The organism is Candidatus Thermoplasmatota archaeon, assembly GCA_035541015.1.
Lineage (GTDB): Archaea > Thermoplasmatota > SW-10-69-26 > JACQPN01 > JAIVGT01 > DATLFM01.
Window position 1 is genome coordinate 1 of record DATLFM010000102.1, and the last position, 25,012, is coordinate 25,012.

General features: G+C 68.8%; 26 protein-coding genes and 1 tRNA gene. 14 read left to right on the forward strand and 13 right to left on the reverse strand.

Translation table 11 applies throughout. From position 1 onward, the window contains the following. On the forward strand, nt 1-258 hold a 258-nt coding region (locus tag VM681_09930; GenBank protein HVL88302.1), incomplete at its 5' end, for a hypothetical protein. Here the strand turns inward: VM681_09930 and VM681_09935 are convergent. After that, nucleotides 255-1,610, reverse strand: coding sequence for an NfeD family protein (locus VM681_09935; protein HVL88303.1), 1,356 nt, complete (start codon nt 1,608-1,610; stop codon nt 255-257). The two genes, VM681_09930 and VM681_09935, sit on opposite strands and share 4 nt — an antisense overlap. Nucleotides 1,611-1,612: 2 nt before the next feature. After that, entirely contained in the window at nt 1,613-2,422 is an 810-nt protein-coding gene (locus tag VM681_09940) for a slipin family protein (GenBank protein HVL88304.1), read from the reverse strand. A gap of 103 nt (nt 2,423-2,525) precedes the next feature. On the opposite strand from VM681_09940, the gene artA reads away from it, so the two are divergent. From artA to VM681_09955, 3 genes are all read left to right on the forward strand, one after another. Continuing rightward, complete coding sequence (gene artA / locus VM681_09945; GenBank protein ID HVL88305.1) at nt 2,526-3,563, forward strand: archaeosortase A; 1,038 nt, start codon at nt 2,526-2,528, stop codon at nt 3,561-3,563. Nucleotides 3,564-3,642: 79 nt separating this feature from the next. After that, entirely contained in the window at nt 3,643-4,263 is a 621-nt protein-coding gene (locus VM681_09950; protein HVL88306.1) for a phosphatidylserine decarboxylase, read from the forward strand. Then, nucleotides 4,260-5,177: a CDP-alcohol phosphatidyltransferase family protein gene (locus tag VM681_09955; GenBank protein ID HVL88307.1), complete on the forward strand. Its 918-nt coding sequence runs from the start codon at nt 4,260-4,262 to the stop codon at nt 5,175-5,177. The genes VM681_09950 and VM681_09955 overlap by 4 nt, the downstream gene beginning before the upstream one ends. Here VM681_09955 and VM681_09960 read toward each other — a convergent pair. Together VM681_09960 and VM681_09965 are read right to left on the reverse strand one after the other, a co-directional pair. Continuing rightward, nucleotides 5,152-6,516: a hypothetical protein gene (locus tag VM681_09960; GenBank protein HVL88308.1), complete on the reverse strand. Its 1,365-nt coding sequence runs from the start codon at nt 6,514-6,516 to the stop codon at nt 5,152-5,154. The genes VM681_09955 and VM681_09960 overlap by 26 nt on opposite strands. Before the next feature lie 45 nt (nt 6,517-6,561). Next, nucleotides 6,562-7,203: an RNA 2'-phosphotransferase gene (locus tag VM681_09965; protein HVL88309.1), complete on the reverse strand. Its 642-nt coding sequence runs from the start codon at nt 7,201-7,203 to the stop codon at nt 6,562-6,564. A 90-nt stretch (nt 7,204-7,293) separates the two neighbouring features. On the opposite strand from VM681_09965, the gene rpiA reads away from it, so the two are divergent. After that, on the forward strand, nt 7,294-8,001 hold the full coding sequence (gene rpiA, locus VM681_09970) for a ribose-5-phosphate isomerase RpiA (GenBank protein HVL88310.1): 708 nt from the start codon (nt 7,294-7,296) through the stop codon (nt 7,999-8,001). 22 nt (nt 8,002-8,023) lie between these two features. Here rpiA and VM681_09975 read toward each other — a convergent pair whose 3' ends face one another. Beyond that, nucleotides 8,024-8,434: an ArsR family transcriptional regulator gene (locus VM681_09975; protein ID HVL88311.1), complete on the reverse strand. Its 411-nt coding sequence runs from the start codon at nt 8,432-8,434 to the stop codon at nt 8,024-8,026. A 244-nt stretch (nt 8,435-8,678) separates the two neighbouring features. Here VM681_09975 and VM681_09980 point away from each other — a divergent pair. The 4 genes from VM681_09980 (at nt 8,679) to VM681_09995 (ending at nt 12,306) form a co-directional block, all read left to right on the forward strand. Further along, nucleotides 8,679-8,750, forward strand: a tRNA-Arg gene (locus VM681_09980). 117 nt (nt 8,751-8,867) lie between these two features. Then, entirely contained in the window at nt 8,868-11,384 is a 2,517-nt protein-coding gene (locus tag VM681_09985; GenBank protein HVL88312.1) for a hypothetical protein, read from the forward strand. Between the two features lie 54 nt (nt 11,385-11,438). After that, entirely contained in the window at nt 11,439-11,927 is a 489-nt protein-coding gene (dcd, locus tag VM681_09990; protein HVL88313.1) for a dCTP deaminase, read from the forward strand. Continuing rightward, the gene (locus VM681_09995) at nt 11,914-12,306 is read left to right on the forward strand and encodes a YkgJ family cysteine cluster protein (GenBank protein HVL88314.1); all 393 of its coding nucleotides are present in this window, start codon (nt 11,914-11,916) and stop codon (nt 12,304-12,306) included. Before dcd ends, VM681_09995 begins: the two co-directional genes overlap by 14 nt. Here VM681_09995 and VM681_10000 read toward each other — a convergent pair. Next, the gene (locus VM681_10000; GenBank protein ID HVL88315.1) at nt 12,303-13,919 is read right to left on the reverse strand and encodes a formate--tetrahydrofolate ligase; all 1,617 of its coding nucleotides are present in this window, start codon (nt 13,917-13,919) and stop codon (nt 12,303-12,305) included. The genes VM681_09995 and VM681_10000 overlap by 4 nt on opposite strands. Before the next feature lie 28 nt (nt 13,920-13,947). Continuing rightward, entirely contained in the window at nt 13,948-14,472 is a 525-nt protein-coding gene (locus VM681_10005; protein HVL88316.1) for a hypothetical protein, read from the reverse strand. A gap of 301 nt (nt 14,473-14,773) precedes the next feature. On the opposite strand from VM681_10005, the gene VM681_10010 reads away from it, so the two are divergent. The 3 genes from VM681_10010 to VM681_10020 are packed head-to-tail and all read left to right on the forward strand — an operon-like array spanning nt 14,774 to nt 17,582. Next, nucleotides 14,774-15,640, forward strand: coding sequence for a hypothetical protein (locus VM681_10010; protein HVL88317.1), 867 nt, complete (start codon nt 14,774-14,776; stop codon nt 15,638-15,640). A gap of 58 nt (nt 15,641-15,698) precedes the next feature. Beyond that, a complete protein-coding gene (locus VM681_10015) occupies nt 15,699-17,069 on the forward strand; it encodes a heme o synthase (protein HVL88318.1) in 1,371 nt (456 codons plus the stop codon). A 54-nt stretch (nt 17,070-17,123) separates the two neighbouring features. Next, a complete protein-coding gene (locus VM681_10020; protein HVL88319.1) occupies nt 17,124-17,582 on the forward strand; it encodes a hypothetical protein in 459 nt (152 codons plus the stop codon). On the opposite strand, the gene VM681_10025 is transcribed toward VM681_10020, so the two are convergent. Genes VM681_10025 through VM681_10040 form a run of 4 tightly spaced genes read right to left on the reverse strand, consistent with a single transcriptional unit; the run spans nt 17,576 to nt 21,699 of the window. Then, nucleotides 17,576-19,132, reverse strand: coding sequence for a phenylalanine--tRNA ligase subunit alpha (locus VM681_10025; GenBank protein HVL88320.1), 1,557 nt, complete (start codon nt 19,130-19,132; stop codon nt 17,576-17,578). The two genes, VM681_10020 and VM681_10025, sit on opposite strands and share 7 nt — an antisense overlap. A gap of 3 nt (nt 19,133-19,135) precedes the next feature. Continuing rightward, nucleotides 19,136-20,464 (reverse strand): tryptophan--tRNA ligase, encoded by a 1,329-nt coding sequence (locus VM681_10030; protein ID HVL88321.1) that lies wholly within the window; start codon nt 20,462-20,464, stop codon nt 19,136-19,138. A gap of 37 nt (nt 20,465-20,501) precedes the next feature. Then, nucleotides 20,502-20,990: a GAF domain-containing protein gene (locus tag VM681_10035; protein HVL88322.1), complete on the reverse strand. Its 489-nt coding sequence runs from the start codon at nt 20,988-20,990 to the stop codon at nt 20,502-20,504. Nucleotides 20,991-20,997: 7 nt separating this feature from the next. After that, nucleotides 20,998-21,699 carry a DUF1405 domain-containing protein gene (locus VM681_10040; GenBank protein ID HVL88323.1) on the reverse strand — a complete coding sequence of 234 codons (702 nt, stop codon included), beginning with the start codon at nt 21,697-21,699 and terminating at the stop codon, nt 20,998-21,000. 158 nt (nt 21,700-21,857) lie between these two features. Here VM681_10040 and VM681_10045 point away from each other — a divergent pair, with 158 nt between their 5' ends. Then, nucleotides 21,858-22,010 carry a hypothetical protein gene (locus tag VM681_10045; GenBank protein HVL88324.1) on the forward strand — a complete coding sequence of 51 codons (153 nt, stop codon included), beginning with the start codon at nt 21,858-21,860 and terminating at the stop codon, nt 22,008-22,010. A gap of 78 nt (nt 22,011-22,088) precedes the next feature. Further along, nucleotides 22,089-23,252, forward strand: coding sequence for a thiolase family protein (locus VM681_10050; protein HVL88325.1), 1,164 nt, complete (start codon nt 22,089-22,091; stop codon nt 23,250-23,252). Between the two features lie 3 nt (nt 23,253-23,255). Here the strand turns inward: VM681_10050 and VM681_10055 are convergent, their stop codons facing one another. Both VM681_10055 and VM681_10060 read right to left on the reverse strand, forming a co-directional pair. Next, entirely contained in the window at nt 23,256-24,044 is a 789-nt protein-coding gene (locus tag VM681_10055) for an ABC transporter permease (GenBank protein ID HVL88326.1), read from the reverse strand. Next, nucleotides 24,041-24,979, reverse strand: coding sequence for an ABC transporter ATP-binding protein (locus tag VM681_10060; GenBank protein HVL88327.1), 939 nt, complete (start codon nt 24,977-24,979; stop codon nt 24,041-24,043). Before VM681_10060 ends, VM681_10055 begins: the two co-directional genes overlap by 4 nt. Nucleotides 24,980-25,012 lie beyond the last annotated feature (33 nt).

A 25,012-nucleotide genomic window follows, 5' to 3' on the forward strand; every position in this document is an offset into this window, starting at 1 on the left:
CAGCCGCTCCGCGTGGCCGCGCGGGTGCCGCCCTTCTTCAAGGCGGGCCTTCGCGCAGGCCAGGTCGTGCACGTCGGCGTCGGTTGGCAGCTCGTGCCGGCGCGCGTCGCGCAGCCGATGGGAGCGCCGGCGGGGCACGAGGGGACGATCGAGGTCGTTCCCGACGGATCGGTCGTGCACGACGCAAGCGACCGCGTCGCCTTGTGGTCGCTTGACGCAACGGGCCTGCGGCTTGCCGCCTCCGGCCGCGTCGCCTAGAGGCTTGCCGCGGGATCGGGCGCGGGCGGACGCGGCTTGCGAACGCGCAGGCGCAACCCTTCCTGCCGGACGATCTCGGCGTTCTCGCCCGCCGCAAGGTCGTCTTCGGTATCGGCGATCCAGCGCTCGCCCTTCCACGAAACGAATCCGGATCCGCCGGCTTCCATGGCCTCGAGCACGACGGCGATCTCGCCCTCGACGGGTCCGCCCACGGCCACCTTCCGTTTGCGGACCTCGACCACCTTGTAGCCGGCAAAGCCGAGGAAGAGCGCAAGGCCGAGCGCCGGCACGAGCACGATCCCCATGACCATGGTCTGGTACTCGGCGGGAAAGAGCGGGCCTTCGGGCCCGCGCGGCGCCACGGGAACGAGGAGAAGGGCGCCCAGCACGAGGGAGACGACGCCGGCTCCGCCGATGGCGCCAAAGCCCGGCGAATGGATCTCGACGAGGAGCAGCACGGCGCCAAGCGCAAGCAGCCCCAGCGCCGCGAGGTTCACGTCGAACCCAAGTCCTGCGAGCGCAAGCAGGATGAGAACGAGGCCTGCCACCTCCGCGCCAAGGCCGGGGCTCGAGAGGCCGAAGATGAGGGCGTAGATGCCCACGAGGAGGAACAGCGACGAGAGGAGCGGGTTCTGCAGGAGCTCGGTGAACAGGATTCGGATCGAGCGCTCGAAGGGCTCCACGACGGCGCCCTCGGTCGAAAGCGTGACGGAGCGCCCGCCCGCGAGCGTCACGTTTGTGCCGTCCACGCGCGCGAGGAGCTGCGGGATCGAGAACGACGAGTCGTCTTCGGTCACGCCGGCGGCCAACGCGGCCGACGCGTTCAGGTTGAGGTTCTCCGTGACAAACGCCTCGGCCGCCGTCGTGTTGCGGCCGTGGAAGACGGCAAGCTCGCGGACCTTCGCCACGAGCGCGTTGATGATCTTGCTGTCGTTCACGGGCGCAAAGCCGCCTCCTCCCAGGGACACCGGCTGCGAGCTTCCGATCACGGTGTTGGGCGCCATCGCCGCGCGGTGCGTCGAGAGCAGGATGACCGTGCCCGCGCTCCACGCGACCGCGTGCTGCGGATGCACGAAGCCCACGACTGGCACCTCGCTTGCCACGATGGCGTCCGTGATGGCAAACGTGGCGCCAAGCTCGCCGCCGGGCGTGTTGAGCGTGAGCACGACCGCGGCGGCCCCGCGCGTGCGGGCGGCCGCGAGCCCCTCGCGCACGTACTCGGCCGTGGCAGAGCCGATGGCCCCGTCGATCGTGAGGTGGAGGACAAGCGGTGCTTGCGCCTGCGCCGACGACCACGACGCGCCGGCGAGCGCGGCGAGAAGGACGAGCGGGACGACCCGAAGGGCGCGCATCGTCAGCTTTCGCCCGCGCGCCGGCGGTTGGCGGCCGTGGCCACGGCGATCGCGTCGCCCATGTTGCCGCCCGAGGGCGAGATGATGATGAGGTTCTTCTCGCGCGCGATCTCCTGAAGGGTCTGGAGCTCGCGGAGCTTCATGGCCATGGGCGAGCGCGTGTACATCTCGGAGGCCTCCATCATCTTCTGGGAGGCCTGGAACTCGCCGTCGGCCATGATGATGCGCGAGCGCCGCTCGCGCTCGGCCTCGGCCTGCTTGGCCATGGCGCGCACCATGCTCTCGGGAAGCGAGACGTCCTTGATCGTGACGCTTGAGACCTTGACGCCCCAGGGATCGGTCTCCTCGTCGAGGATGCGCTGCATCTTCTGGTTGACCACCTCGCGCTGGGAGAGGAGGGCGTCCATCTCCATCTGGCCGATGATGTCGCGAAGCGTCGTCTGCGCGCGCAGCGCCGTGGCCGCGAAGTAGTTCTGCACCTGCACGACCGCCTTCACGGGATCGAACACGCGGTAGTAGACGACGGCGTCGACGTCCACCGTGATGTTGTCCTTCGTCACGATGCGCTGCTTGGGCACGTCGATGACCGACACGCGAAGGTCGATCTTCTGGGTCTTGTCGAGGATGGGGATGATGAGCACAAGGCCCGGGCCCTTGATGCCCTGGAGCCGCCCGAGACGGAAGATGACGATGCGCTCGTACTCGCGCAGCACGCGCACGGCGCTTGCCAGCACGATCGCGACCACGAAGAGGAGCAGGAACAGGAGGAAGCTTGCGCCGACGGCGGTGGCGGCTTGCGCGAGAACGGACATGGCCTCACCTTCGCTTCCGGGGAACGGGCTCCTACGATAAACCTTTGGCGAGGAGACGGCCCTCACCGAAACGTTCTTGGTTCCTCCGGCGTAGCGGCGCGGGATGGCACCCGCGTCCGCCGCGGACACCCGCCCCCTCTACGCGCTGCTTGCCGCGACGATCGCGCTTGCAATCGTCGGCGGCGCGTGGGCCTCCGACCGCGCGGCGCTTTCGGCAAGCCACGCGTGGATCGTCGCGAACGAGCCCATCCTGGCCACGCTTGCCGTCGCGAGCCTCTCCGTGCTTGGCGCAGGCTTCCTCCTGCGCTCGCACCCGCGGCGGCACGACGTGCGCATGGCCGGCTGGATCCTCTTCTCGGCCTACTGGCCCCTACAAGCGGCCGGGTTCTTCCTGCAGCGCGACGAGTTCAACGCCTACGCCACGCTCCTGTCGCCCGTCCTCTTCGGCTACCTCGCCTACCACGAGTGGCTGTCCAAGCGCTGGGGCGAGGACCCCTCGCCGCTCCGTTGGATCGCCGGCACGGCCTTCGTAGCCGGGGCCACGTACTTTGCCATCTACAAGATGCCGCCCGTGACGGACTTCATCATCCACCAGGTGGCCCTCCAGTCGAGCTTCCTTGCGAACGTCCTCTTCGGCCTCCAGACGAGCGTCTACGTGGACCCTGGCGCCCTGGACCCCGAGGCCCGGTTCCACGTCTGCATGGATCTTTCCGCCGTCTGTCCGCCCGGCGCGGCCGCGTACGCCGTCACGATCATCCTCGCGTGCACGGCCATCCAGAGCATCATGATCTTCGTGGGCGCCATCTACGCGACCGACGGCGGCGCGGCCATCCGCCGCTACAAGGCGTACCTGTACACGGTTCCCATCATCTACTTCCTGAACCTGTTCCGGAACGCGGGCATCGTCTACGGGTACAAGGTGCTCGGGCTCGACTTCGACCTCATGCACAACTGGGTCGGTAAGGGCGGCTCGCTTCTCGCGCTTGTCGTCATCGCGCTTGCGCTCTTCCGCGTGCTTCCCGAGCTCCACGACAACGTGCTTGGCGTGATGGACCTCTGGAAGCGCACGAAGCCAGGCTTCTTTGGCAAGCCGCCCGGCGGCGCCGCGCCGTCTCCGCCCGCGGGCGCAAGCGAAGTCTGAGTTTACTGCGCAATTGCGCAGTAAATTCCGCGATCCCATCGGCACGTTCAAGCCCTGCTTGCACCTCGCAGGGCCGAGCATGGCGTTCCTTGCGCGGGGAACCTGGCATTGGGTTGCAGCGCCGCTTGTCGCAGGCGCGCTTCTTGTTCTCTACGGGCGCAACGTGGGCGTCCCGGTGGCGCTCGGCGTCGCGCTTCTCCTGCTGGGGCTTCTGTTCCTCCAGTTCTTCCGCGACCCCGAGCGCCCCGCGGCCGAGGGCGTCGCCTGCCCCGCCGACGGCGTCGTGACGGCGATCGAGCGCCGGGCCGCAGGCGAGCTTTTCGTGTCCATCTTCATGAACGTCTACAACGTGCACGTGAACCGCGCGCCGCTTGCCGGCCGCGTGGCCTCGCGCGTGCACAAGCCGGGCTCGCACGTCCCGGCCTTCCGCAAGGATTCGGAGCGCAACGAGCGGGTCGAGTGGGCGTTCGAGACCGAGCACGGCCTCGTGCGCGTCACGCAGATCGCGGGCCTGCTTGCGCGCCGCATCGTTCCGTACGCCGTCGAGGGGCAGCGGGTTGAGAAGGGCGCGCGCATCGGCATCATTCGCCTCGCCTCTCGCGTGGACGTGCTGCTGCCGCCGGGCTTCGAGGCGGCCGTCGAGCTTGGCGAGTCGGTGCGGGCGGGGTCGACGACGCTTGCGCGGAGGCGGTCGCCGTGAGGCGGCGGCTTCGCTTCCACCTGACGCTTGCGGACCTTCTCACGATCGGCAACGGCGTCATGGGTTTCAACGCGATCCTCACGCTTTCGATCGAGACGCCGTACTTCCCGAACCTCTCGGACGCGGTCGTGGCCGGCGCCTTCATCGCGCTTGGCGTCGCGTTTGACGCGCTCGACGGCGTGGCCGCGCGCAAGTACGGAAGCTCGCTTATCGGCCCCGACCTCGACTCGCTGTCGGACCTCGTGACCTTCTGCGTGGCGCCCGCGGTGCTGCTCGTCGTGACGTACGGTCACCTCACGTGGTACCCGGCCATCCTCGTGGCGACGCTTGTCGTGGTCTTTGGCATGGCGCGCCTTGCGCGGTTCAACAGCACCGCGGAGAAGGAGAGCCGCACCTTCCAGGGCCTTCCCACGCCCCTTTGCGCCGCCGCCATCGTGCTGCTCGTCCTCTTCGACGTCATCGTGCTCCGGGACGTCGACTGCGTCGAGGGCGTGTGCCGTTACGGCGCCGCGTACGGCGTCCCCATCCTCGTGCTGTCGGGCGTGCTTGCGTTCCTCATGGTGAGCAACATCGCCTACCCCAAGGCGCGCGAGCGCTTGAGGTATTTCACGGCGGCAGCCGTGGTCGTGGCCATCGTGGTGGCCGCAGGCGTGCTCGTGACGCCGGATTTCACGACGCACCTCCTGCTCGCGGGGCTCGCCTTCACCCTTGCCGTGGTTGCGATCGGGCCCGTCTTCACCCTGCGGGGCGTCGTGCGCTCGGCGCGGACGGCGCGTCGCGCGCGGCGGGCGGCGCTTTTGGCCATGGACGCGGCGCCTTCGGCCGGCGACGCGGGCGAGGAGGAAGTGGTCGAGGAGGAGCTTCTGGCCGAGCCGGGCGCGGCCGAAGCTACGGATTCCTCGCGATCTCCTTGAGCTCCCGCCGGAGTTCCACGCGCCGTTGGCGCTGCGTTCGGCGCTCGTCGGCCCACGTGCGCAGGAGGTCGCGCTCGGTGATCGCAAGCGCAAGCGCAAGGCCCAGGCTTGCGCTCGCGAGGAAGGCGAGGAAGAACGTCGGCACCACGTAGGCGAGGAGGCTGTAGAACAGGACGGACGCGAGGATCCACGTGGGAAAGAGGACGAGGGGCTTCCAAGCGTCGGGAAGCGCGCCGGCGCGGCGCGGGGCGTCCCGCACGAGGGACTCGTTGCGCGTCGCTTTCGTGGCGACGAGGAAGGCAAGCGGGAAGCCGACGAGGATGCTTGCGTGGAGGTTGCGGAGGACGAAGGTCTCCAGCAGGCCCGTGAAAACGAGTCCGAGCGCGGCCGTCGTCGTGAGGAGGAGGACGGGGCGCGCCTCGGGCGGCAGCGCGGGGACGTAGCGGGAGAGCGCCGGCGCCTCGGGCAGTCCGCGCAACACCGCAAGGAGGCCAAAGGCGAGCGCGTAGCCCGCCACGAAAAGGATCGAGAACGCGACGGGCCCGGGGAGCGGCAGGTAGGAGCCCGCGATCGCGCCCAAGGCGAGCGCAAGGACGGGGCCCAGAACGAGAACGCCCAAGGCAAAGACGAGCGCCTCGTAGCGCTGCGGGACCGACGGCAGCTCCAACCGACGCGCCGCCGGCGGAAGGCCGACGGTGGCAAGGGCGAGCGAGAAGCCGCCGGCGAGACCCAGCAGGATCGCGGGCGCGACGGCGGTTTCGGGTCCCAGGACGCCGGTGAACAGGATGCCAAGGCCGTAGTACAGGACGGCCGCCGTCGCAAGCGCGATGGGCAGGAACAGCAGCGGGCGCCGGTGCGGCGGGAGCAGGCGCGTGAGCTCGGAGCGGCTCGTGGGCACGCGGGGCAAGCCCACGATCGCCCACGCGACGGCGTAGCCTGCCGCAAGCGAGAGCGCCATGGACGCGGGCGCCGAGAGCGCGACGAGGCCCGCGTCCGTGAGGGCAAGGCCCACGAGCGGGTACAGGAGCACGGCGGCCACGAGGCCAAGCGGGAAGAAGAGGAGCGAGTAGTGCTGGCGCGGGATGGGCACGGTCTTCTCGATCATCCGCCGAGCTTCCTCGTCAAGCGGCGTGCCGACGAGAAGGTAGGCGCCAAGCGGACCCAGGAGGGCGCCCAGAACGAGGGAGGCGGGGAAGTGGTTCGTCGCCAGGCCCAGGAAGGCAAAGGACAGGAAGGCGAGGACGACGGCCAGCGGAAGGAACAGGACGCGTCGGATCCGGATGTCGCGCACGGCGCCGCGCAGAAGCACGGGCGACGGGGGCACGCGGATTCGGGCCATGCGCCGCTAGCCTCCGTACGTCCTTTTAGCCTTGTCGGAGAATGCCTATTCCGCGGGCTCGGCTCGGCGAAGGTAGCTTGCTGGCACCGAGTCCGTGATGTAGACAGCCTTGCCCGCCTGCTTGATGACGACCTTGTCGTCGCGGGCGGCGCGGGCGTCGATCTCGAGCACGATGGGACTCTCGGCGCGCCGCTGCCCGGCCGCCATGGCGTTCTCGTACGTGCCCGAAAGATGGACCATGCGCCGGTCGGTGGGCTGGAGGCCGCGCTCGAGCACGACGTCGAGCTCCTCCTCCGTCACCGGATAGTAGAGCTTGTCGGGGATGTCGAACGTCGGAAGGTCAAGCTCGAGCTCGAGGCTGTGGCCGTAGGTGGCGCGCACGCGGTCCTTGTCGATCTGGTAGCGGCCCTTGGGGTCCGTGAGGACGATCGCCTCGACGTGGTAGGGCTTGATCCAGTGCAGGCGCTCCTTCTGCTGGCGGACGCGGTTCACGAACTCGGCGATGTCGACCCAGCCGTGCTCGTCCATCTCGACGCCAAAGCGTTCCGGGAAGTGCCGAAGCACGCCCGCCATGATGCGGCCCACGCGGTCGAGCTCGTGCTCGTTCATGAGGAAGCGACCTTCCTCCCCGCAATTCGGGCACGTGTCGCCTCGGAAATACCCGTGCGTGTTGCACTCGCGAAGCATGAGCATCGACCGGAAGCGGCGGTCGTATCAGGGGCGGGGCATATAAGCCTACCCGCAACGGTCATGCGGACCGCACCGCTTGCCCGTTGCATGCAGCCTGCGAAGGCCGATCCGGCGGCAAAGGCGAAGGAGGCCGCCGCGCGGCGAGCCTGCGAGTTCGTCCAAAGCGGAACCGTCGTGGGACTTGGCACGGGATCGACGGCCAACCACGCGATCCGGCGCCTGGGCGAGCTCGTTCGCGAAGGCGCGCTCGACATCCAAGGCGTTCCGACGAGCGAGGCATCGGCCGACCTCGCGCGCGTCGCCGGAATCCCGCTTCTGGACCTCGAAGAGGCCGGCACGATCGACGCGACGCTCGACGGCGCCGACGAGGTCGACCCCGCGCTCGATCTCGTGAAGGGTCTCGGCGGGGCGCTCCTGCGGGAGAAGATCGTCGCCGCCGCGAGCAAGCGTTTCGTCGTCATGGTCGACGAGGCGAAGCTCGTCCCCCGGCTCGGAACGAAGGCGCCCGTGCCCGTCGAGGTGCTCCGGTTCGGCTGGGTGCAGGCGTCGTGGAAGCTCCGGGCCCTCGGGTGCGATCCCGTCCTCCGCCGCGTGAAGGAGGCGCCCTTCAGCACCGACAACGGCAACTGGATCCTCGACTGCCGCTTCCCGCCGATCGACGACGCCGCCGCATTGGAGCGCCGCATCGACGCGGTCCCCGGCGTGGTCGACAACGGCCTGTTCGTGAACCTCGCGACCGACGTCGTCGTCGGCAACGCGGACGGCACCGCGTCCGTGCAATCCCGCAAGCGATAGCGACGCGAGCGCCGCGACGACGCTAACGCCGCACGGTCGCCTGGGGCGCAGGCACCCGCGGAACGGTGGCGACCCGGATCCGCTCGATGGCCGTGAGCTGCCGCGAGGCGGCCTCCCGCACGCCGCGCTCAAGCTCGTCGACGATCTCGGGAAACGGCCGGGTCAAGGCGTACGCGTGGACGGGCCGGCCCTTGCCCTCGCGGTGGAGGTCCCGCTTGCGCACCCATTCGCGCGCGCGAAGCTGTTGCATGGCCACGCTTACCTCGGGTTGGCGCAAGCCCGCGCCCGTTTCGATCTCGGCGCTCGTGGCCTCGCGGACGAGGCGGAGGAAGGACAGCGCGCGCGCCGTGTTGGGCGCAAGCCCCAGCGCCGAAAGAAGCTGGGCGACCTCCTCGTCGCGTTCGTCCAAAACCAGATCGGCGGACCGGCGCATCCCGTCCTCCCTCGCAGCAGCCGCAGCAGGACACGGACATAAGACGCTTGCGGACGGGGGAACGAAAGCGCCGCCCGGCGAGATGGACCCGTTCGGGTTTGGCCCCGCCCATCGTCTCAACGTCGGTCGGCAGCCGCCTGCGATCCATGCCTCTCAACGGCATCTATCTGTACCCGCGCGCCGCTGCGCGCCACGCGCGAACGCCGGCCGGCGATCCCGAATCGCCGTGGGCCGTCGGTCGCCTGGGCGTATGGGGTAGCGGCTATCCTGGAGGCCTTCGGAGCCTCTGACCTGGGTTCGAATCCCAGTACGCCCGTCGATGAGGGGAGCGCCCAGGATAAACTTCATGAATCATGGGGGCGTGGGTCACGGGGGAGGCTCGTCGACGGTCCGCGCAACTCCATGTTTTCTTGCTCTCTTGCTGCCGGCGGTCATGCTTACCGGCTGCCTTGAGCCTTCCGAGGGCGCCACGTTTTCGCTCTATGCGTATCCGTCGGAGTTCGTCGTGGCCACCGACACGCGCGCTGCGGTCGTCGAGAGCTTCAAGGTCGCGTACTTCTCGGGCGTGGCCTCCCGATGGACCGTGGAATCGGATGCGCCGTGGGTCAGCTTCGAGACCTCCGACGGTTCGTCCGTGTCGTCGGGACCCTTCACGAAGGGCGCCTACAGCCTGGGGGAGGCGGCCCTTCTTGTGCGCATGGATCCCGCCGGGCTTGCCTTTGGCGAGCACGTGGCGACGATCGTGGCGCGCGGCGGCGGAGGCCAGGTGAGCGTTCCCGTCCGCTTGACGGTGGCCGACCTGCCGACCGTCTCCGGACTTTCGCTTGCGATCGCAAACGCGACGTGGGTCCTCGACGAGCGCGCAACGGGCGCGGAACGCCGCCCCGTGGCGCTCGCGCCCCAACCCGACGGAATTTCGCCGCACACGTTGTATCGCGTTTCCGCCGACGTGCCCTGGATCTCCTTCTTCGGAAGCGCAGAACCCCTCTCCCGGAAGATCGAGCACGCCCAGTTTGACCTTGGCGTGATCCCGTCGGCAGCCCGCGTGGGCACGAACGTGGGCAACGTGACCGTCCGCATCGGCGACATGGAATCCACGCTGTCGGTCACGCTCGTGCGAATCCCGCGCAGCGCCCCGCCCCATCCCGAATCCAATCCCGAACCCGAAGGGTGGCCGTTCCAGGAGAACGACGAAGAACCCTTGCCGGAAGGATGGGTGCGCGTAACGGGCCGCGCCTGGGACGCCGAGGATGACGCGGAATCGCGCAAGTCCGTCGCCGGCGCTCGCGTCCGCTTCGAGGCCGTCGTCGGAGGCCAGGAGCCACAGACGGGCGTCGCTTGGGCGAACCATTCGGGGGCGTACCGCTTTGACGTTCCCGAGGGCGCGACCGTTCGCGTGTGGGCCGAGAAGCCTTGCCACCGGCTGGCGCAAGCCGAATTCGCCGCGGCCGCAAACGCGCCCGATCTGGTCCTTCTCCAACACCGTAATGCCGTGCCCTCAAGACATGAGACCGCCCGTCGCGACGCCACCCTGTACGTCATCACCGGCGCCACGCACGCCCGCGCGCACGTGGCCCCGATTGGCGACGTGTGCGTGGTCGTGACGGGCGTCGACGACGAGTACTCGCCGTACGACGTGCACGTCTGCCGGGGTTCGCTCGTCGGACCCACGGGGCCGCGCGGCGGCTCCGGCGCTCCGTACTCCGAGGATTGCCTCAAGGAGAGAGCGTCGCTCGGCCAAGAGTACCTGGCCCGCGAGGACGGGTCCTTCGAGGTCGCAGCGCGCGCGTGGCACCCCGTTCGGTTGCGCTTCTTCCATCCCGAGTGCGGCCCCTACGACGGCGTCGTGGACATCGGCTGGCGAGAAGGTCACCCCGATCCGAGGGTGCGCGCCGAAGGCGGTCCCGCAAGCGTCGACACGAGGCCTGCGCCAGGCTACGTCCGCAAGCTGGGCGACCGCTTCGCCGGCCACATCGTCGTGGACGACTACGGCTGGGTCGACCTGCTGCACGTGGGCTTGCCCTGCGTGCGCCTTGTCGCGGCAAGCGACGAGGCGGGCCTTGTCCGGGGCGTCGTCCACGACGGGAGGACCGGCGTACCGCTTTCGCGCGTGCGTTTGCTCTATGAAGTCGAGGATGCGCGCGGCAACCGCGTGGGCGGAAACGCCACGACGCGCAGCGACGCGGGCCGCGAAGGCGAGTTCTCTTTCCGCGTGCCCGCCGGCGCCTCCTGGACGCTTGAGCTCGACGTGCCTTGCTACCAGCCGCTCTTCGTCGGCCCGCGCACCGGGACCGGAACGCTCGAGCCGATCAAGCTGTACGAGGCGGGCGTGACGATTCCCGCGCAAGGGCAGGTTTCCTCGGGGTTGTTCGCTGTGCGCGAGATCGTCCGCTCGCAGCGCGGCAACCTGGGAGGCGTGTGCGTCCAACTGGTGCCCGCGGGGGAAATCCGGCCGGGCAACGACTGGACCGCTCGCAGCTCCGTGAGCCTTCGCGACCGGACGATCGCCGGGTTTGCGGGCACCTACGGGCTCGTTTGGTTCCAGTGGGAGACGGTCGATCTCGTCTTCTCGCATCCCCAATGCAAGACGAAGTCCATCCGCCTTGACGCCGACGACATGCGGCGCCGCGCCAACCTCAACCAGTACGGGGGCGCGGAAGTGTGGCCGGGAAGCGTCCTGCTCGAGTGCGACTTCCCGCCGGATCCTCCCCCTCCCCCCTGCCCGTACCCCAACGGATGGCTCACGGTGCGCGTGAAGCCCGAATACCACGGCGGACGCGACGCTTCCATCTACATCGACGGCGTGCTGCGGGCGGTCAACCGGGTCCAGAATTACCCCGTGCACCAAGAGCACACGGTGGCCGTCTGGCTTCCGGGCGAGCAGCACCCCTTGTGGAACGCCGTCGTGCGCCCGATCCCGTGCTCGAATTGGGGCTACATCGATCGCTGACGGGCGGCCGCGCGAACCGACACGCTTTCGTACCCGCACCGGCCTCGCGCGCCCATGCCCGTCCTTTGCGACGCCGACATCCTCGCGGCCATCAAGCGGCAGGACCTCGCCATCGAGCCCTTCGCCGAGGCGAGCCTCACACCCAACGGCTACGACCTTCGCATCGCGGAGCTCCTCCTTCCCGACGAGACGGGCGCTGCGCCCGTTCGCGACGGGAAGGTGACGGTCCCGCCCAAGGCCCGCTTTCTCGTCTCCACGCTTGAGCGCGTGACGCTGGGCCCCGCCGTGACGGCTCAGCTCTGGATCCGGTCGAGCTTCGCGCGCAAGGGCCTCTTCGCCTCCTTCGGCAAGGTCGAGGCCGGGTTCTCGGGCACGCTTACGATCGGCGGCTTCAACGCTGCAGCCGTTCCCATCGAGATCCCGGTGGGCGATCGGTTCTGCCAGATCGCCTTCGAGGAGCTCACGCGGCCGGCCGAGAAGCCCTACGTCCAACGGTCCGGCCGGTACCAGAACCAGCAGGGAGTCACGCTTGCCCGCGAATGAAGCGCCGCTCCCCCTCGCCAATCCCTGCCTTGCCAACGCCTGCAGCGCGTGCTGCCGGGACACGGAGATGCCCCTGTCGGCGGCCGATGTGGCTCGCCTGGAGAGCGCCACGCGCCGTCCCGCCTCGGACTTCGCGCAGACGCGCGACGGTCTTCTGCGGCTGCGCAACGTCGCGGGCGCCTGCGTGTTCCTGCGGCAGGGCCGGTGCAGCGTCTACGACGCGCGTCCCGAGGGCTGCCGGTTGTACCCGTTTGTCTGGGCACAAGGCGAAGGCGTCCGGCGGGACGCCGATTGTCCGTACCGCAGCGCTTTCCAGCAAGGGGCGGACGTCCCGGCGCGTCTGCAAACGCATCTTGCGCGGCTGGGGCTTTCGCCCTAGATTCCCACGATGCGGCCGTTTGCGTCCACGTCGATCTCCTGCGCCGCCGGCGACTTGCCCAACCCCGGCATGAGCATGACGTCGCCTGCCAGCGCGACGAGGAATCCGGCGCCCGCGCTCGGCACGACGTCGCGCACCGTGAGCATCCAGCCCCGCGGCGCGCCCAACCGCTTGGGGTCGTCGGTCACGGACATGGCGGTCTTTGCCATGCAGACGGGAAGGCCCGAAAGGCCCATGCGCTCGATCCGTCGCAGGCTCTGGAGCGCCTGGTAGTCGTACTCCACGCCGGCCGCGCCGTACACGCGCGTGGCGATCGTCTCGATCTTGCTTCGGACGTCGTCCGAGAGCTCGTACAGGAACCGGGGCGCAGGCGGCGCGGGCGCCTCCTCGACGAGATCCGCAAGCGCAAGGCAACCCTTTCCCCCGTCTTGGAACGGGCGCGCCTCGCACGCCGCCACGCCCCACCGGACGCACGCGGCGAGCACGGCCTTCACCTCCGCGTCGGTGTCCGTCGCGAAACGGTTCACCGCCACGATCGGCGCAAAGCCGAAGGCCCGGACGACGTCGACGTGGTGCTCGAGGTTGAGAAGCCCGCGTTCGACGGCGGCCACGTCCTCGCCGTCGGCTTCGAGCCCGCCGTGCATCTTGAGCGCGCGGCACGTCGCGACGATCACGACGGCCGAGGGCCAGAGGCCCCCCGCGCGGCAGGCGATGTGGAAGAACTTCTCGGCGCCAAGGTCGCTGCCAAAGCCCGCCTCCGTGACCGCGTAGTCCGCCAAGCCCAGCGCAGCCCAGTCCGCAAGGAGGCTGTTTGTGCCGTGCGCGATGTTGCCAAACGGCCCGCCGTGCAGGACGGCGGGCGTGCCCTCGGTCGTCTGCACGAGGTTGGGCCGAAGCGCGTCGACGAGGAGCGCCGCCATGGCGCCCTGCGCGCGCAGGTCCCGCGCCAAGACGGGCGTGTCGTCCGCGCGGTAGGCCACGACGATCTCGCCCAGCCTCCGCTTGAGGTCGTCGAGGCCCGAGGCAAGGCACAGGATCGCCATGACCTCGCTTGCCGCCGTGATGACAAAGCCCGTCTCGCGCGGAGGCCCGTGCGCCGATCCTCCCAGGCCCGTGACGACGTGGCGCAACGCGCGGTCGTTCGTGTCGAGCGCGCGCTTCCACACGACCCGCGTGGCGTCGATGGACAGGGCGTTCCCGTGGTGGAGGTGGGCGTCGACGAGCGTCGCAAGGAGGTTTGCCGCCGCGCCGACGGCGTGGAAGTCGCCCGTGAAGTGCAGGTTGATGTCCGTGCGCGGGAGCACCTCGGAGGCGCCGCCGCCCGTGGCCCCGCCCTTCAGCCCAAAGACCGGCCCCAGCGAAGGCTCGCGAAGCGTCGCGATCGCGCGGCTCCCGCGCTGGCAGAGCGCCTGCGCAAGGCCGATCGTCGTCGTGGTCTTTCCCTCGCCGTGCTTGGTAGGCGTCATGCCCGTCACGAGGACGAGCTTTCCGCGCGGCGCGCGACGAAGGCGGGCCACGAGATCGAGCGACAGCTTGGCCTTGTGGTGCCCGTACGGCTCGAGGTCCGTCTCGGGGATGCCAAGCTCGGCCACGACCTCTCGCAGCGGGCGCATGCGGCCTCCGCCATGCGGCGCCTGGAGCTTAATACCGATCGATCTCGAGGATGGGCTCCTGGGTGGAGAAGAACTTGCCCACGCGCTCGCTGGAGACCGCTTGGATGCCGCGGAAGACGATGTCCACGATCTGGCCGGGCCGTCCCACGTACTTCACCTCGTAGCCAAATCGCAGGGCCACGGCGCGGAAGATCGCGTGCTTGCTCGTGTTGCACTGGATGCCCGCCCACTTGCCCTCGTCCACCTTGGGCGGGCCGGAGACGATGAGCCAGTTGTAGAGGGGCCGGTTGCGGCCGCGGACGTGCACGAGACGATCGTAGCTGTACGTCTCGCGCACGGTGGGCGAGAGGTACCGGTTGACCTCGTCCTTGGAAAGGCCGGTGAGCTCCGCGATGCGGCGCAGCGACTGCGTGCCGTCGCCGTTGTGGCCGCCGTCGGCTTCCACCTTGAGGTCCGAAAGCGCGCGGATGAGCTTCAGGCAGTCCGTCTCGACCTTCTGGATGGCCGCCGCTGGACCCTTGGACGAAGGCGTCGAAGCGCTGGGCGGCTGCATCGTTTCGCAAACCGTGTGGGCTCCCATAATGGTAAGCGTTTCGGGCGCGCAACGCTAAGCGTTCGGGCGAAGCGGGCGAAGCGTCGAAACGCCGAGGGGCGGACGGGGCCCAGGGACGGCCGCTCGACTTTTATGACCCTAAAGCGGCCGGGCCGTCGACGCCGCCGCACGAAACACCTTTATATGATGACGTTGGCGCGTGCGTGTCTCGTATAGTGTGATTGCTGCTTCTGAGAGCCCCTGCCTGCGAGCGAGGGCTCTGCCGCGATACGTTTTTGCAGCATAGCCCCGTGGCGTCCCCGTGGCGCGCGCCGCATCGCTGCTTCTCCTCCTCGCCCCGCTGCTTGCCGCCGGCCTTGCGACGGGCGCCCATCCGGAAGGCCTGGAGCACGTGCGTCTGGTCGAGGGAAGGCTCGATCCGGGCGCGCGGGCAAGCTTCGACGCGGAGTTCAACGGCCGCGAGCTGTCGGCCGGCTGGATCTGGATCCTGAACGCGCGCGTGCAAAGCGACGGCGCGCCGCTTTTGGCCGCGCTTGCGCACGGCGGGACCGAAGTCGCGCGTTGGTCCATCCCGCCCGGCGATACGTTTGTGGCAAGCGTGCGCTTGCCGGTGACGGCGCGTTACAATCTGACGCTAGCGAACGAAGGCGACGGGCCGCTGTCGTTTGCGTTCTACTTCGACCAGTCCTGCAATTGCCTGGGCAAGATCGTGCCGCCGGAGCTCCTGCGCGGCGTCGTCGTGTTCAACGCGGATCTGGAGGAGGGCGACGAGCTCGAGGTGACGGTTCCTGACCCGCCCGCCGTGGACCTCCACGTGCGCGCGATGCGTCTTTCGCCGGGAACGGCGGGCCGGTACCCGCAGGACTTCGTGATCCTGTGGGATTCGCCCGCGGGACCAGAGCGCGCGGATCACGTGTGGCAATTCCGGGCGCCGGCCACGGACCGCTACTACTTCTTTGCGACCGCCGCCGCTCGTGCCGCCGAGCACGCCGATCCTGCGGATTCGGCGGTGGTCCCCACGTTCCGGTTCGTCTCCGCGGGCACGTCGGGAACGGGCGATCCGGGCTGCCAGCCGCCCGGCTCGTGCCCGAGCACGCCGTGGCTCGAAGCGGCGGCGACGGGAGCCATCCTTGCGCTTGCCGCAGCGACGATGCGGAAGCGTCGTTGACCGCTCGCGGTCGGCGCGATAACTATTTCAAGAAGGGCCCGTTGTCACGCCCACCAGTATGGAGCCCCGCTTGCTGCGGTTCCGGCGTCTTGCGCTCCTTACGGCCGGCATCGCGCTTGGCCAGATCGTCCTTGGAGGCTACACGGCGTCCACGGGCTCGGGCCTGGGCTGCGGCGAGGATTGGCCGCACTGCAACGGGGCCATCGTGCCGGGCTTGTCGGTCACGACCGAGGTGATCGAGTACGCGCATCGCGTGTGGGCCGTCGTATTGGGGCTCGCCGGTCTCGTGCTCCTCTCCGAGGCGATCCGGCTTCGGCACCGCACGCCCGAGGCGGCCAAGGCCGTGTTCCTGGCCGCGGGCCTCTTCGCGTTCCAGGCCGTGCTGGGCGGGCTTGTCGTCATGACGACGCTTCGCCCCGAGCTTGTGGCGCTGCACGCCGGATTCGCCTCGCTCCTGTTCGTTTCGATCGCCGCTGCTTGGCTTCTCGCGCGGGAGCCGAAGCCGGCGCCGGCGTCGCCTGCGGTCGGCGCCGCGGCGGCGCCGTCGCCGTGGGCGATCGCCGTGAAGGATTACCTTCTCCTTCTCAAGCCGGGCATCCTGTTCCTCCTCGTCCTCACCGGCATCACGACCATGCTCGTGGCCGGCGGGCTCTCGGTCACGCTTCCGCAGATCGGGTGGACGCTTCTGGGCGGCGCGCTCTCGGCCGCTTCGGCAAACGTCCTCAACGGGTACCTCGAGCGCGACCTCGACGCGACCATGGTGCGCACGCGCAACCGGCCCCTTCCCGCCGGTCGGGTGCCGCCCTCGCACGCGCTTGCCCTCTCCGTTCTCTTTGGCGTGGCAAGCGTGGGCGTCTTTGTGGCCTTCGTGAACCCGCTCTCGGCCTTGCTTGCCGTCGGCGGCATCTTCTTCTACGTCGTCGTGTACACGTCCTGGCTCAAGCAGCGGACACCCCAGAACATCGTGATCGGCGGCGCGGCCGGATGCTTCCCGGCGCTTGTCGGTTGGGCCGCCGTGACAAACGAGATCGCCGCGCCGGCGCTTCTCCTGGGCCTTCTCGTGTTCCTGTGGACGCCGCCCCACTTCTGGGCGCTTGCGCTCATCTACAAGCAGGACTACGCGTCGGCGCGCGTGCCCATGATGCCCGTCGTGCGCGGCGAGGGAACGACCAAGCGGCAGATGTTCCTCTACAGCGTGCTCCTCGTCGCCGCCACGCTCCTCTTCTATTGGCCGCTTGGCACGCTCGGCTGGTTCTACCTTGGGCTTGCAGTTGCGCTTGGCGCGCCGTTTGTCTGGCTGGCCTGGCGCGTGCTGCGCGAGCCGGGTCTTGCCGCAAGCCGCTCGCTCTTCCGCTACTCCGTCTGGTACCTCGCCCTGCTGTTTGCGGGCATGGTGCTCGACAAAGTGGCCTTCGCGTCGCCCGCCTAGTCCACCGGGCACCGTTCCGCAACGACCATGGCCGTGGCGAGCGCAGGAAGACGCATGGATCCGTTCGCACGGCGTCGGACGTTCCTGCTGGCCGGCTTTGGCCTCTCCATCCTCGTCGGCGGCTTCCTCATGGTCGACAGCGCCCGCCGCGGGCTGTGGAACACGACCTCCGTGGGCGTCGTCGTCGTCATGGCGCTCCTGGCGCTTGCGGTTGCCGTTCCCGTCCTTCTCACGCTTCGGGCCGAGCGCGTGCCGCTGCGCCTTCCGAACCACGGCCGTTACTTCCGGCCCAGCAGCGGGCACGCCATCGGAAGCGTGCTCATCCTCGTCGCGGCCGTCTGCGCGATCCTGTACGTCTTTGTCGTGCGGGAGAGCTTCGTCGCGCCCATCCTCGCCGGCGCGACGTTTGCGTGCGGCGTCGTGGGCCTCATGTACACCCATCGGTTCGGATACTTCGTGGACGAGAACGAGCGGCCCGACGCAAAGGGCGATCCTCCGCCGTACCGCTACTGAGGCCCGTCGGGCGCAGGCGGCTGCGCGATCGGAGCGTTCCGGAGCCAGTCCACGTCCGAGACGTACAGCTCCCGGATGTCCTTCAGGCCGTAGCTCATCATGGCCAGGCGCTCAAGCCCAAGGCCCCATGCGAGGACGGGGTGCCGAAGGCCGATGGGACCGGTCACCTCGGGGCGGAAGATGCCAGCGCCTCCAAGCTCGATCCATCGCCCGTGGTAGTTGACCTCGACCTCAAGCGACGGCTCCGTGTACGGGAAGAAGGCCGGCCGCACGCGCGCCTGGGGGAAGCCCATCTTGCGGTAGAACTCCTTCAGAAGCCCGATCAGCATGGAGAGGCTTGCGTCCTCCTCCATGACGATGCCGTCCACCTGGTGGAATTCGGGAAGGTGCGTCGCGTCCATGGCCTCCTTGCGGAACACGCGCCCGATGACAAACGCCTTGACGGGCGGCTCCTTGTGCGCGAGGAGATGCCGGACCGTCTCGACGGTCGTGTGCGTACGAAGGATGAGCCTCTCGGCCTCCTCCTTGCGCCAGGCGTACCCCCAGCCGGCGGAGCCGGTCGTGCCGCCCGTCTCGTGGACCGCCCGGACGTCGCGAAGCAACTTCGAATCGGGAAGCGCCGCGCGCGCGGGGCTTTCGAGGTAGAAGGTGTCCTGCATCTCGCGCGCGGGGTGATCCTGCGGCGTGAAGAGCACGTCCATGTCGTGGAACGTGGTCGACACGAAGGGTCCCTCGATCTCCGTGAAGCCCATCTCGAGGAAGATGCGGCGGATGTCGTCGACGATCCGGCGCAGCGGGTGGCGCTTGGCTCCGGCGGCCGCGGGCGCGTAGGCGTTCACGTCGTAGCGCCGCATGGGCGTCTGCTTCCAGGCGCCCGATTGCAGGACCTCGGGCGTGATCTGCGTGATCTCGTCGAGGAGCTCGATGCCGGCCGCGACGAGCGCGCGCCCGCGGGGCGTGAGCGAAACGGTGCGCTCGATCGTCTCGCGGCGCTTGAGGACCTTCTGACGTTGGCGCAGCCACTCGAGTCCCTTGCCAAAGCCGGCCTCCTGAAGCTCGGTCTCCTCCTTCTCGCCGGCAAGGAGCCCCTGGAGGAGCTCCTCGTCGGGCATGGCGCCGTGCGCCTCGCGGCCCGAGGTCGTAAGGACGACGAGCTTGCGTCCCTCGCGGTCCTCCACCTCGGCCAAGCCCTTGCGCTTGAGCCAGCCCACCGCGATCGGAACCTCGTTTGCGGCCACGACGCCGGAGGCCGAAAGCTCGTCGAAGGTGAGCGCCCCGCGGTTCTGCAGGAGCGTGAGCACGCGGCGCTCGGGCAGGCCGTCCTGCGCGCGCTTCTGGCCCTCCTTGTCGAGCGAGTAGTACACGCGCAGGCGCTCTGCGACGTCGACAAGGCCCTTGGCGCGAAGCCAGGAGACGCCGTTCATGACCTCGACCGTCTGCGTGTAGCCGGCAAGCGTCACGATGCGCTCGGGCGCGATGCGGTCCTCCTGCCCAAGGGCCAGCAGCACCTTCTTCTCCTGCGTCGAAAGCTCGAGATCCCGGGGCTCCATCGGTCAGTCCTCCCGCACGACGGAGGCAAGCGTCTTGTCGTCGATGGCGTCGCGGCGCTCCTTGTGCTCCTTGAGGAAGGCCACCACGCGGTCGGCGGCGATGCCCTTGCAGGGGCCGCACAGGCGCGCGCCCGTGACGCATTTCTCGTGCTTCTCGGCAAGATCGGCCTCGTCGGGCGCGAGGTGGTAGGTGTACATCTCGGCGACCACGCACTTGTCCCATTCGGCGCCAAGGCGCCTCTGCTCCTCCGCCGTGGCCCGCCCGCCGGTCTTGGCGCCCATGACCTTCTTCCGCGCCGTCGCCTCGTCGTCGGTGAGGAAAACGCTCGTCTCCGGGCGGCTGGACGACATCTTGTCGCCCGTGAGACCCGTCATGAAACGATGGTAGGTCGCCGACGGCGCGAGGAAGCCAAACGCCCCGGCGGCCGATTCGAGCTTGGCGAGCACGAGGTCCACGTCCGTCACGTCGTCCGGCGCCGCGTGCGGAAGGTACAGCGCCTTGTAGGCGACGTTCTCCTTCGAGTCGGCAAAGCCCGCCTTCGACAGGGCCTGGCGCGCGGCCTTCAGGCGCCCGGGCACGTCGTCGTCGGGACCCACGAAGACGCCAAGGCCGCCCTCCTTCACGAGCTTCACCGAGTACACGCGCGTGGCGTCGGCGAGGTCGCGCGTGAGGCGAAGGTGCGGATCCTGGTCCACGCCGACGGGCACGAGGACGGGGCGAGGACCCCCGTACCGCGGCAGCTGTACGTGCAGGATGTCGCCCACCTGGACAAGGGGCGCAAGCGCGTGCCCCATGTTCGTCTCGCCCTCGAACCCGTAGATGGCCTGCATGGTCGTCCAGTTGACCTTGCGGCCCACCTTCCAGGCGAGATCCTTCACGGCCGCGCGGCGGGACTGGAAGTACACTTGGGCCCGCTCGGGGTCGAGCCCGAGGGCAAGGTAGTTGCGGACGTATTGGTCGATGGCGATCTCGCGCGCCCGCTCGAGGCTCATCCCGCGCGTAGCGTACGCCTCGATGTCGGCGACGGCAAGCGTCACGTCGGCGCCAAGCTCCTGGTATGCCCGCACCTGGTCCATGACCATCTTGTGGCCGAGGTGGAAGTTGCCGCTTGGCATGAGGCCCGTGAGAAGCGCCCACGGCTGCCCGCGCTCGATGGCGCGCTCGATGCGGTCGAAGCCCCGGTGGCCGAAGACGACCCCTCGCGAAAGCAGCGGCGAGCGGACGCCGCGGGCCGCGATGCGCGGACCCGCGTCGAAAGGCTCGATGCCAAACTCGTCGCGGAGCCGCGCGTAGTCCGCGTACTGGCGGCTTGCCCACGGGTCGATTCGCATCGGCTCGCCCAAACGCCGGGCCGGTATAAAGGGAATCCTACTTCGCGGCCGTGGCGAGGAGCTTTGCGAACTCGGCGACGAACGCCTCGTCGTCGGGTCCAAAGGCGCCGGGGCGGTCGCTGTCGACGTCGATCTCGCCGACGACCTTCCCGTCAAGGAAGATGGGGACTACAAGCTCGCTTCGGGTCGAAAGGAAACATGCAAGGTAGCCGGGATCGGCGTTCACGTCGGGGACGTTCACGGTCTTGCCCGTGCGCGCTGCAAGGCCGCAGATGCCTTGTCCGATTGGGATGCGCGTGTGCTCGGTGGCTTGCGGGCCGTCCCACCCGGACAGGACGAGCTCCTGCCCTTCAACCATGTAGACGCCCACCCAGTTGTAATGGGGGAACGTCGTGCGCAGCACGCGGCAGGCCTCGATCGTCACGTCCTGGAAGTCGGGCGTGTCCTCGATGGCGTCGCGAAGGACCGCCAACGCCTGCTGGCGCGCCTTGGGGTCCAGCCTCGCGGGTTTGGCCGTGGGCTCCATGCGCTCGCTATCGACCGAGGGAGGTTAAAGGTTCTTGCAGACGCGACCGCGAGGGGTTCCCGGCAACTCCGTACCGTCGTGCCATCCACCAAGCCAGCGCAAGCGAGGCGGCGGTGAGCGCAATCGTGACCGGGATGAGCACGTCGAAGTCCCGGCACGGGACCGTGATGGGACGTGTCCCGACGCAGCCCGCGTATTCGAAACCTGGGAAACCGTAGTCCATGGCGTCCGAGAACGCAAACCAGCCGGCGACGGCAAGCCAGCCCCACCGAAGGTGCCTCATTCCTCGCACGAGTACGAACGCCTCGGCGGCCATGCCAAGATGCAGCCAGAAGAGGTAGAAGTTGAGATTGAGGAGGGGCTCGTCGAAGATGCGGAATTCGGGCCCGTAATACAAGAGCACGAAGGCCGTCCAGAGGCCCACCTTGACGTTTGCGACAAACGCGAACGCGTCGATCCAGCGGTTCTGGCGACCTGCTAGCGCCAGGAGGAGAGCGGCGACGATCAGCAGGACGGCAAGCGGGCTATCGGGAACCAGCGGCCACAAGTATGGTGGCGTAAGGACAAACTGACGCCCGTAATAGTAGAATCCGTAGGCGACGCCCAGCAGGTTCGCGACGAGGAGGATAAGGATCCAGCCGCGCTCGCGGCGAAAGCCGCCAAGCCATTCAAGTAGGCTTGATAAAGAGGCCGCAAATGGGCTGGGCACTCGGGCGCAAGCCCCGATATATGCATTAAGTTTATCGGCGGCAAATCGGTTTATACTCAGAAGCCGCTATTTTAGGAGAGGTGGATATGTCAAGGTTCTTGGGGGATATCTCCCGGCTAACGATTCACGAGCCGGGTCGAGCCACTGTTCTCTGTGCCGTGGAAGCCATTCCGTCGAAGAATCGGCTGAACATCCACAGCACGGAGCTTTTGGAGTACCTGGTCCGTACCGAGCGCTGGCACAGCTGCGAGCACTGCCTTGTGGCGGGCATCTACGGTGACGAGCGGACGGCCGCGTCCCATTCCCACTGACGTTCTTCAATCGATCCGCCCCCGACGAGCGAGCCAACCTTTTTGGCAGACGCAAGCCTACCCCGGCCCGAAGCCCGCATGGATGTCGTTCTTGCCGCCGCCTGCCGCACGCCCGTGGGCAAGTTCAACGGTTCGCTGCGCGACGTGGGGGCCGTCGAGCTGGGCGCGATCGCCGTCCGTGAGGCGGTCGCCCGCGCAGGGCTTTCTCCGGCCGACGTCGACGAGGTCGTCATGGGCAACGTCCTCCAAGCCGGCCTGGGACAGAATCCCGCGCGACAGGCCGCCTTGAAGGCCGGGCTTCCGGAAACGGTGTCCGCCTACACGGTCAACAAGGTGTGCGGATCGAGCCTCAAGGCCGTCATGCTCGCGGCCGCCTCCGTTCGCGCGGGGGACGCCTCGATCGTCGTGGCCGGCGGCATGGAGAGCATGACGAACGCGCCCTACCTCCTGCGCCACGCGCGCGGAGGCTACCGCCTGGGCGACGGGATTCTCGTCGACGGCATGATCTACGACGGGCTCCTTGACGCTTACAACGGCTTCCACATGGGCCGCACCGGCGAGATCGTCGCGCAGCGCTTCCAGATCTCCCGCGAGGAGGCCGACCGGTTCGCGCTCGAAAGCCACCGGCGAGCGCAGGCGGCAAGCGAAGGGGGCGATTTCAAGGAGGAGGTCGTGCCCGTTCCCTTGCCCGGCGGCGGCACGCTCACGCGCGACGAGGGCATCCGCTCCGACACCACGCTCGAGAGGCTCGCACGGCTCAAGCCGGTGTTCAAGGAGGATGGCATCGTGACGGCGGGCAACGCAAGCCAGATCAGCGACGGCGGCGCGGCCGTCGTCGTGGCCTCGCGCGAGGCGGCCGAGGACCGGGGGCTTCCCGTCCTGGCCCGCGTCCGCGGCTCCAACACCGCCGGCGTGCGCCCGGACCTCGTGATGGAGGCGCCCATCTACGGCGCGCGCTCCCTCCTCGACCGTCTCGACCTTGGGATCGACGACATCGACCAATTCGAGCACAACGAGGCGTTTGCCACTGCGAGCTGCGCTGTGCGGCAGGAGCTCCGCGTCCCCCCGGATCGTTTCAACCCGTATGGCGGCGCCGTCGCGCTTGGCCACCCGCTTGGCGCCTCGGGCGCCCGCATCCTCACCACGCTCGTCCATGCGCTCCACCGCAAGAACAAGCGGCGCGGACTCGTCACGCTCTGCCTGGGCGGCGGAAACGCCGTGAGCATGGTGGTCGAGCGCTAGCCTCTATTGCACGAGCAGCCGCTTGACGCGCCAGACCGCGATCGGGTAGAACGCGACCAGGAGCGCGGCAAGGTAGCCGACGTGCACCAGATGCTCCAAGCCAAGCGTTCCGAAGAACGCCGCGCGGTTGAACTCGACGACGTGGTGCAGCGGAAGGGCCTTTGCCGCCGCCTGCACGAAGGGCGGAAGCGCGTCGAGCGGGAAGAAGATGCCGCTGAAGAGGAACTGCGGCGTGATGAAGAGCGTGAAGTAGAACGTCAATTGGTCCATGCCGCGCACGCTGGCCGTGTAGCTCATGCCGATGGCGCCAAAGGCGAGCCCCGAGAGCGTCGCCAGCGGAACCACCGCAAGCGCAAGCGGGCTTCCCACGAGGCCAAGCGCCGCGAACACGGCCGTCATGACGATGCCGTAGATGCTCGCGCGCGTGGCCGCCCACAGGATCTCGCCGGCCACGACGTCCTCCAGCTGCGCGGGCGTGGCCACGAGCGCGTCGTAGATGCGCTCCGCGTGCATGCGCATGTAGGTGTTCCACGCGACCTCGAAGGTGGCGGCCATCATGACGGCGGAGGCGACGAGGCCCGGCGCGAGGAATTCCGAGTATCGCACGCCGGCGAGCTGCGGTGGCAGGACGACGTAGGCGCCAAGCCCAAAGCCCATGGCGGCGAGGTACACGATGGGGTCGGCCATGTTGGAGAGGATCGTGCTCTTCCAGAGCTTCCGGTACACGTCCACCTCGCGTCGCCAGGTCGCAACGGCCAGGCGCGGCGAGAACGACCAGGGGTGCGCGGTCATTCGGAGAGCCTCCGCCCGGCGAGCTTCAGGAACACGTCCTCGAGGCTCGCGCGCCGGAAGCGGCCCTCGTCGATCGGGATGCCCGCCGCGCGCACGCGCTCGATGGCGGCCTCGCCATCCTCGACGTGGAGGTACAGCCGCGAGCCGAGGACCTCGTGCCCGCGCAGCCGGCCGTCGAGCGTCGCCAGCACGTCCCCGTGGCGCGAAGGCGGCGTCTCGAGCTCCACGACCTCGCGGCCGATCTCGCGCGCCACGAGGGCCGCGGGCGCGCCAAGCGCGATCACGCGGCCCTGGTGGAGGATGGCGACGCGGTCGCACAGCTGCTCGGCCTCCTCCATGTAGTGGGTCGTAAGGAGGATCGTGGTCCCCTGGCGCGCGAGGTCGCGGAGCTTCTTCCACACGAGGCTTCGCGCCTGCGGGTCAAGCCCGGCCGTGGGCTCGTCGAGAACCAGAAGATCGGGCTCGTTCACGAGGGCCCGGGCAAGGACGAGACGGCGCTTCATGCCGCCCGAGAGCGTCTGCACCATCGCGTCGCGCTTGTGGGCAAGCTCCACGAATTCGAGCAGCTTTCCGGCGCGGTCGGCGGCCTGCCGCGGAGGGACGGCAAAGAACCGTGCGTACATGCGGAGATTCCCCTCGACCGTGAGCTCGCTATCGAGGTTGTTGTCTTGCGGCGCAACGCCCATGCGGGCCTTCACGGCGCGCGGGTTGTCCGCGACGGAACGCCCGAGGACCCGAAGCTCTCCGCGGGTCGGGGGGAAGCGCCCGTACACCATGCGAAGAAAGCTCGTCTTGCCTGCGCCGTTGGGCCCGAGGATGCCAAAGCACTCGCCCCGCCGGATGGAGAGATCGATGCCGTCCACGGCCGCAAGCTCGCCGTACGATTTTGTGAGGCCGCGCGCTTCGATGGCGGGATCCTTCTCGACGTCGGCCAAGGCGCGTGGGATTCCAGCCGCGCTACTTAAGCG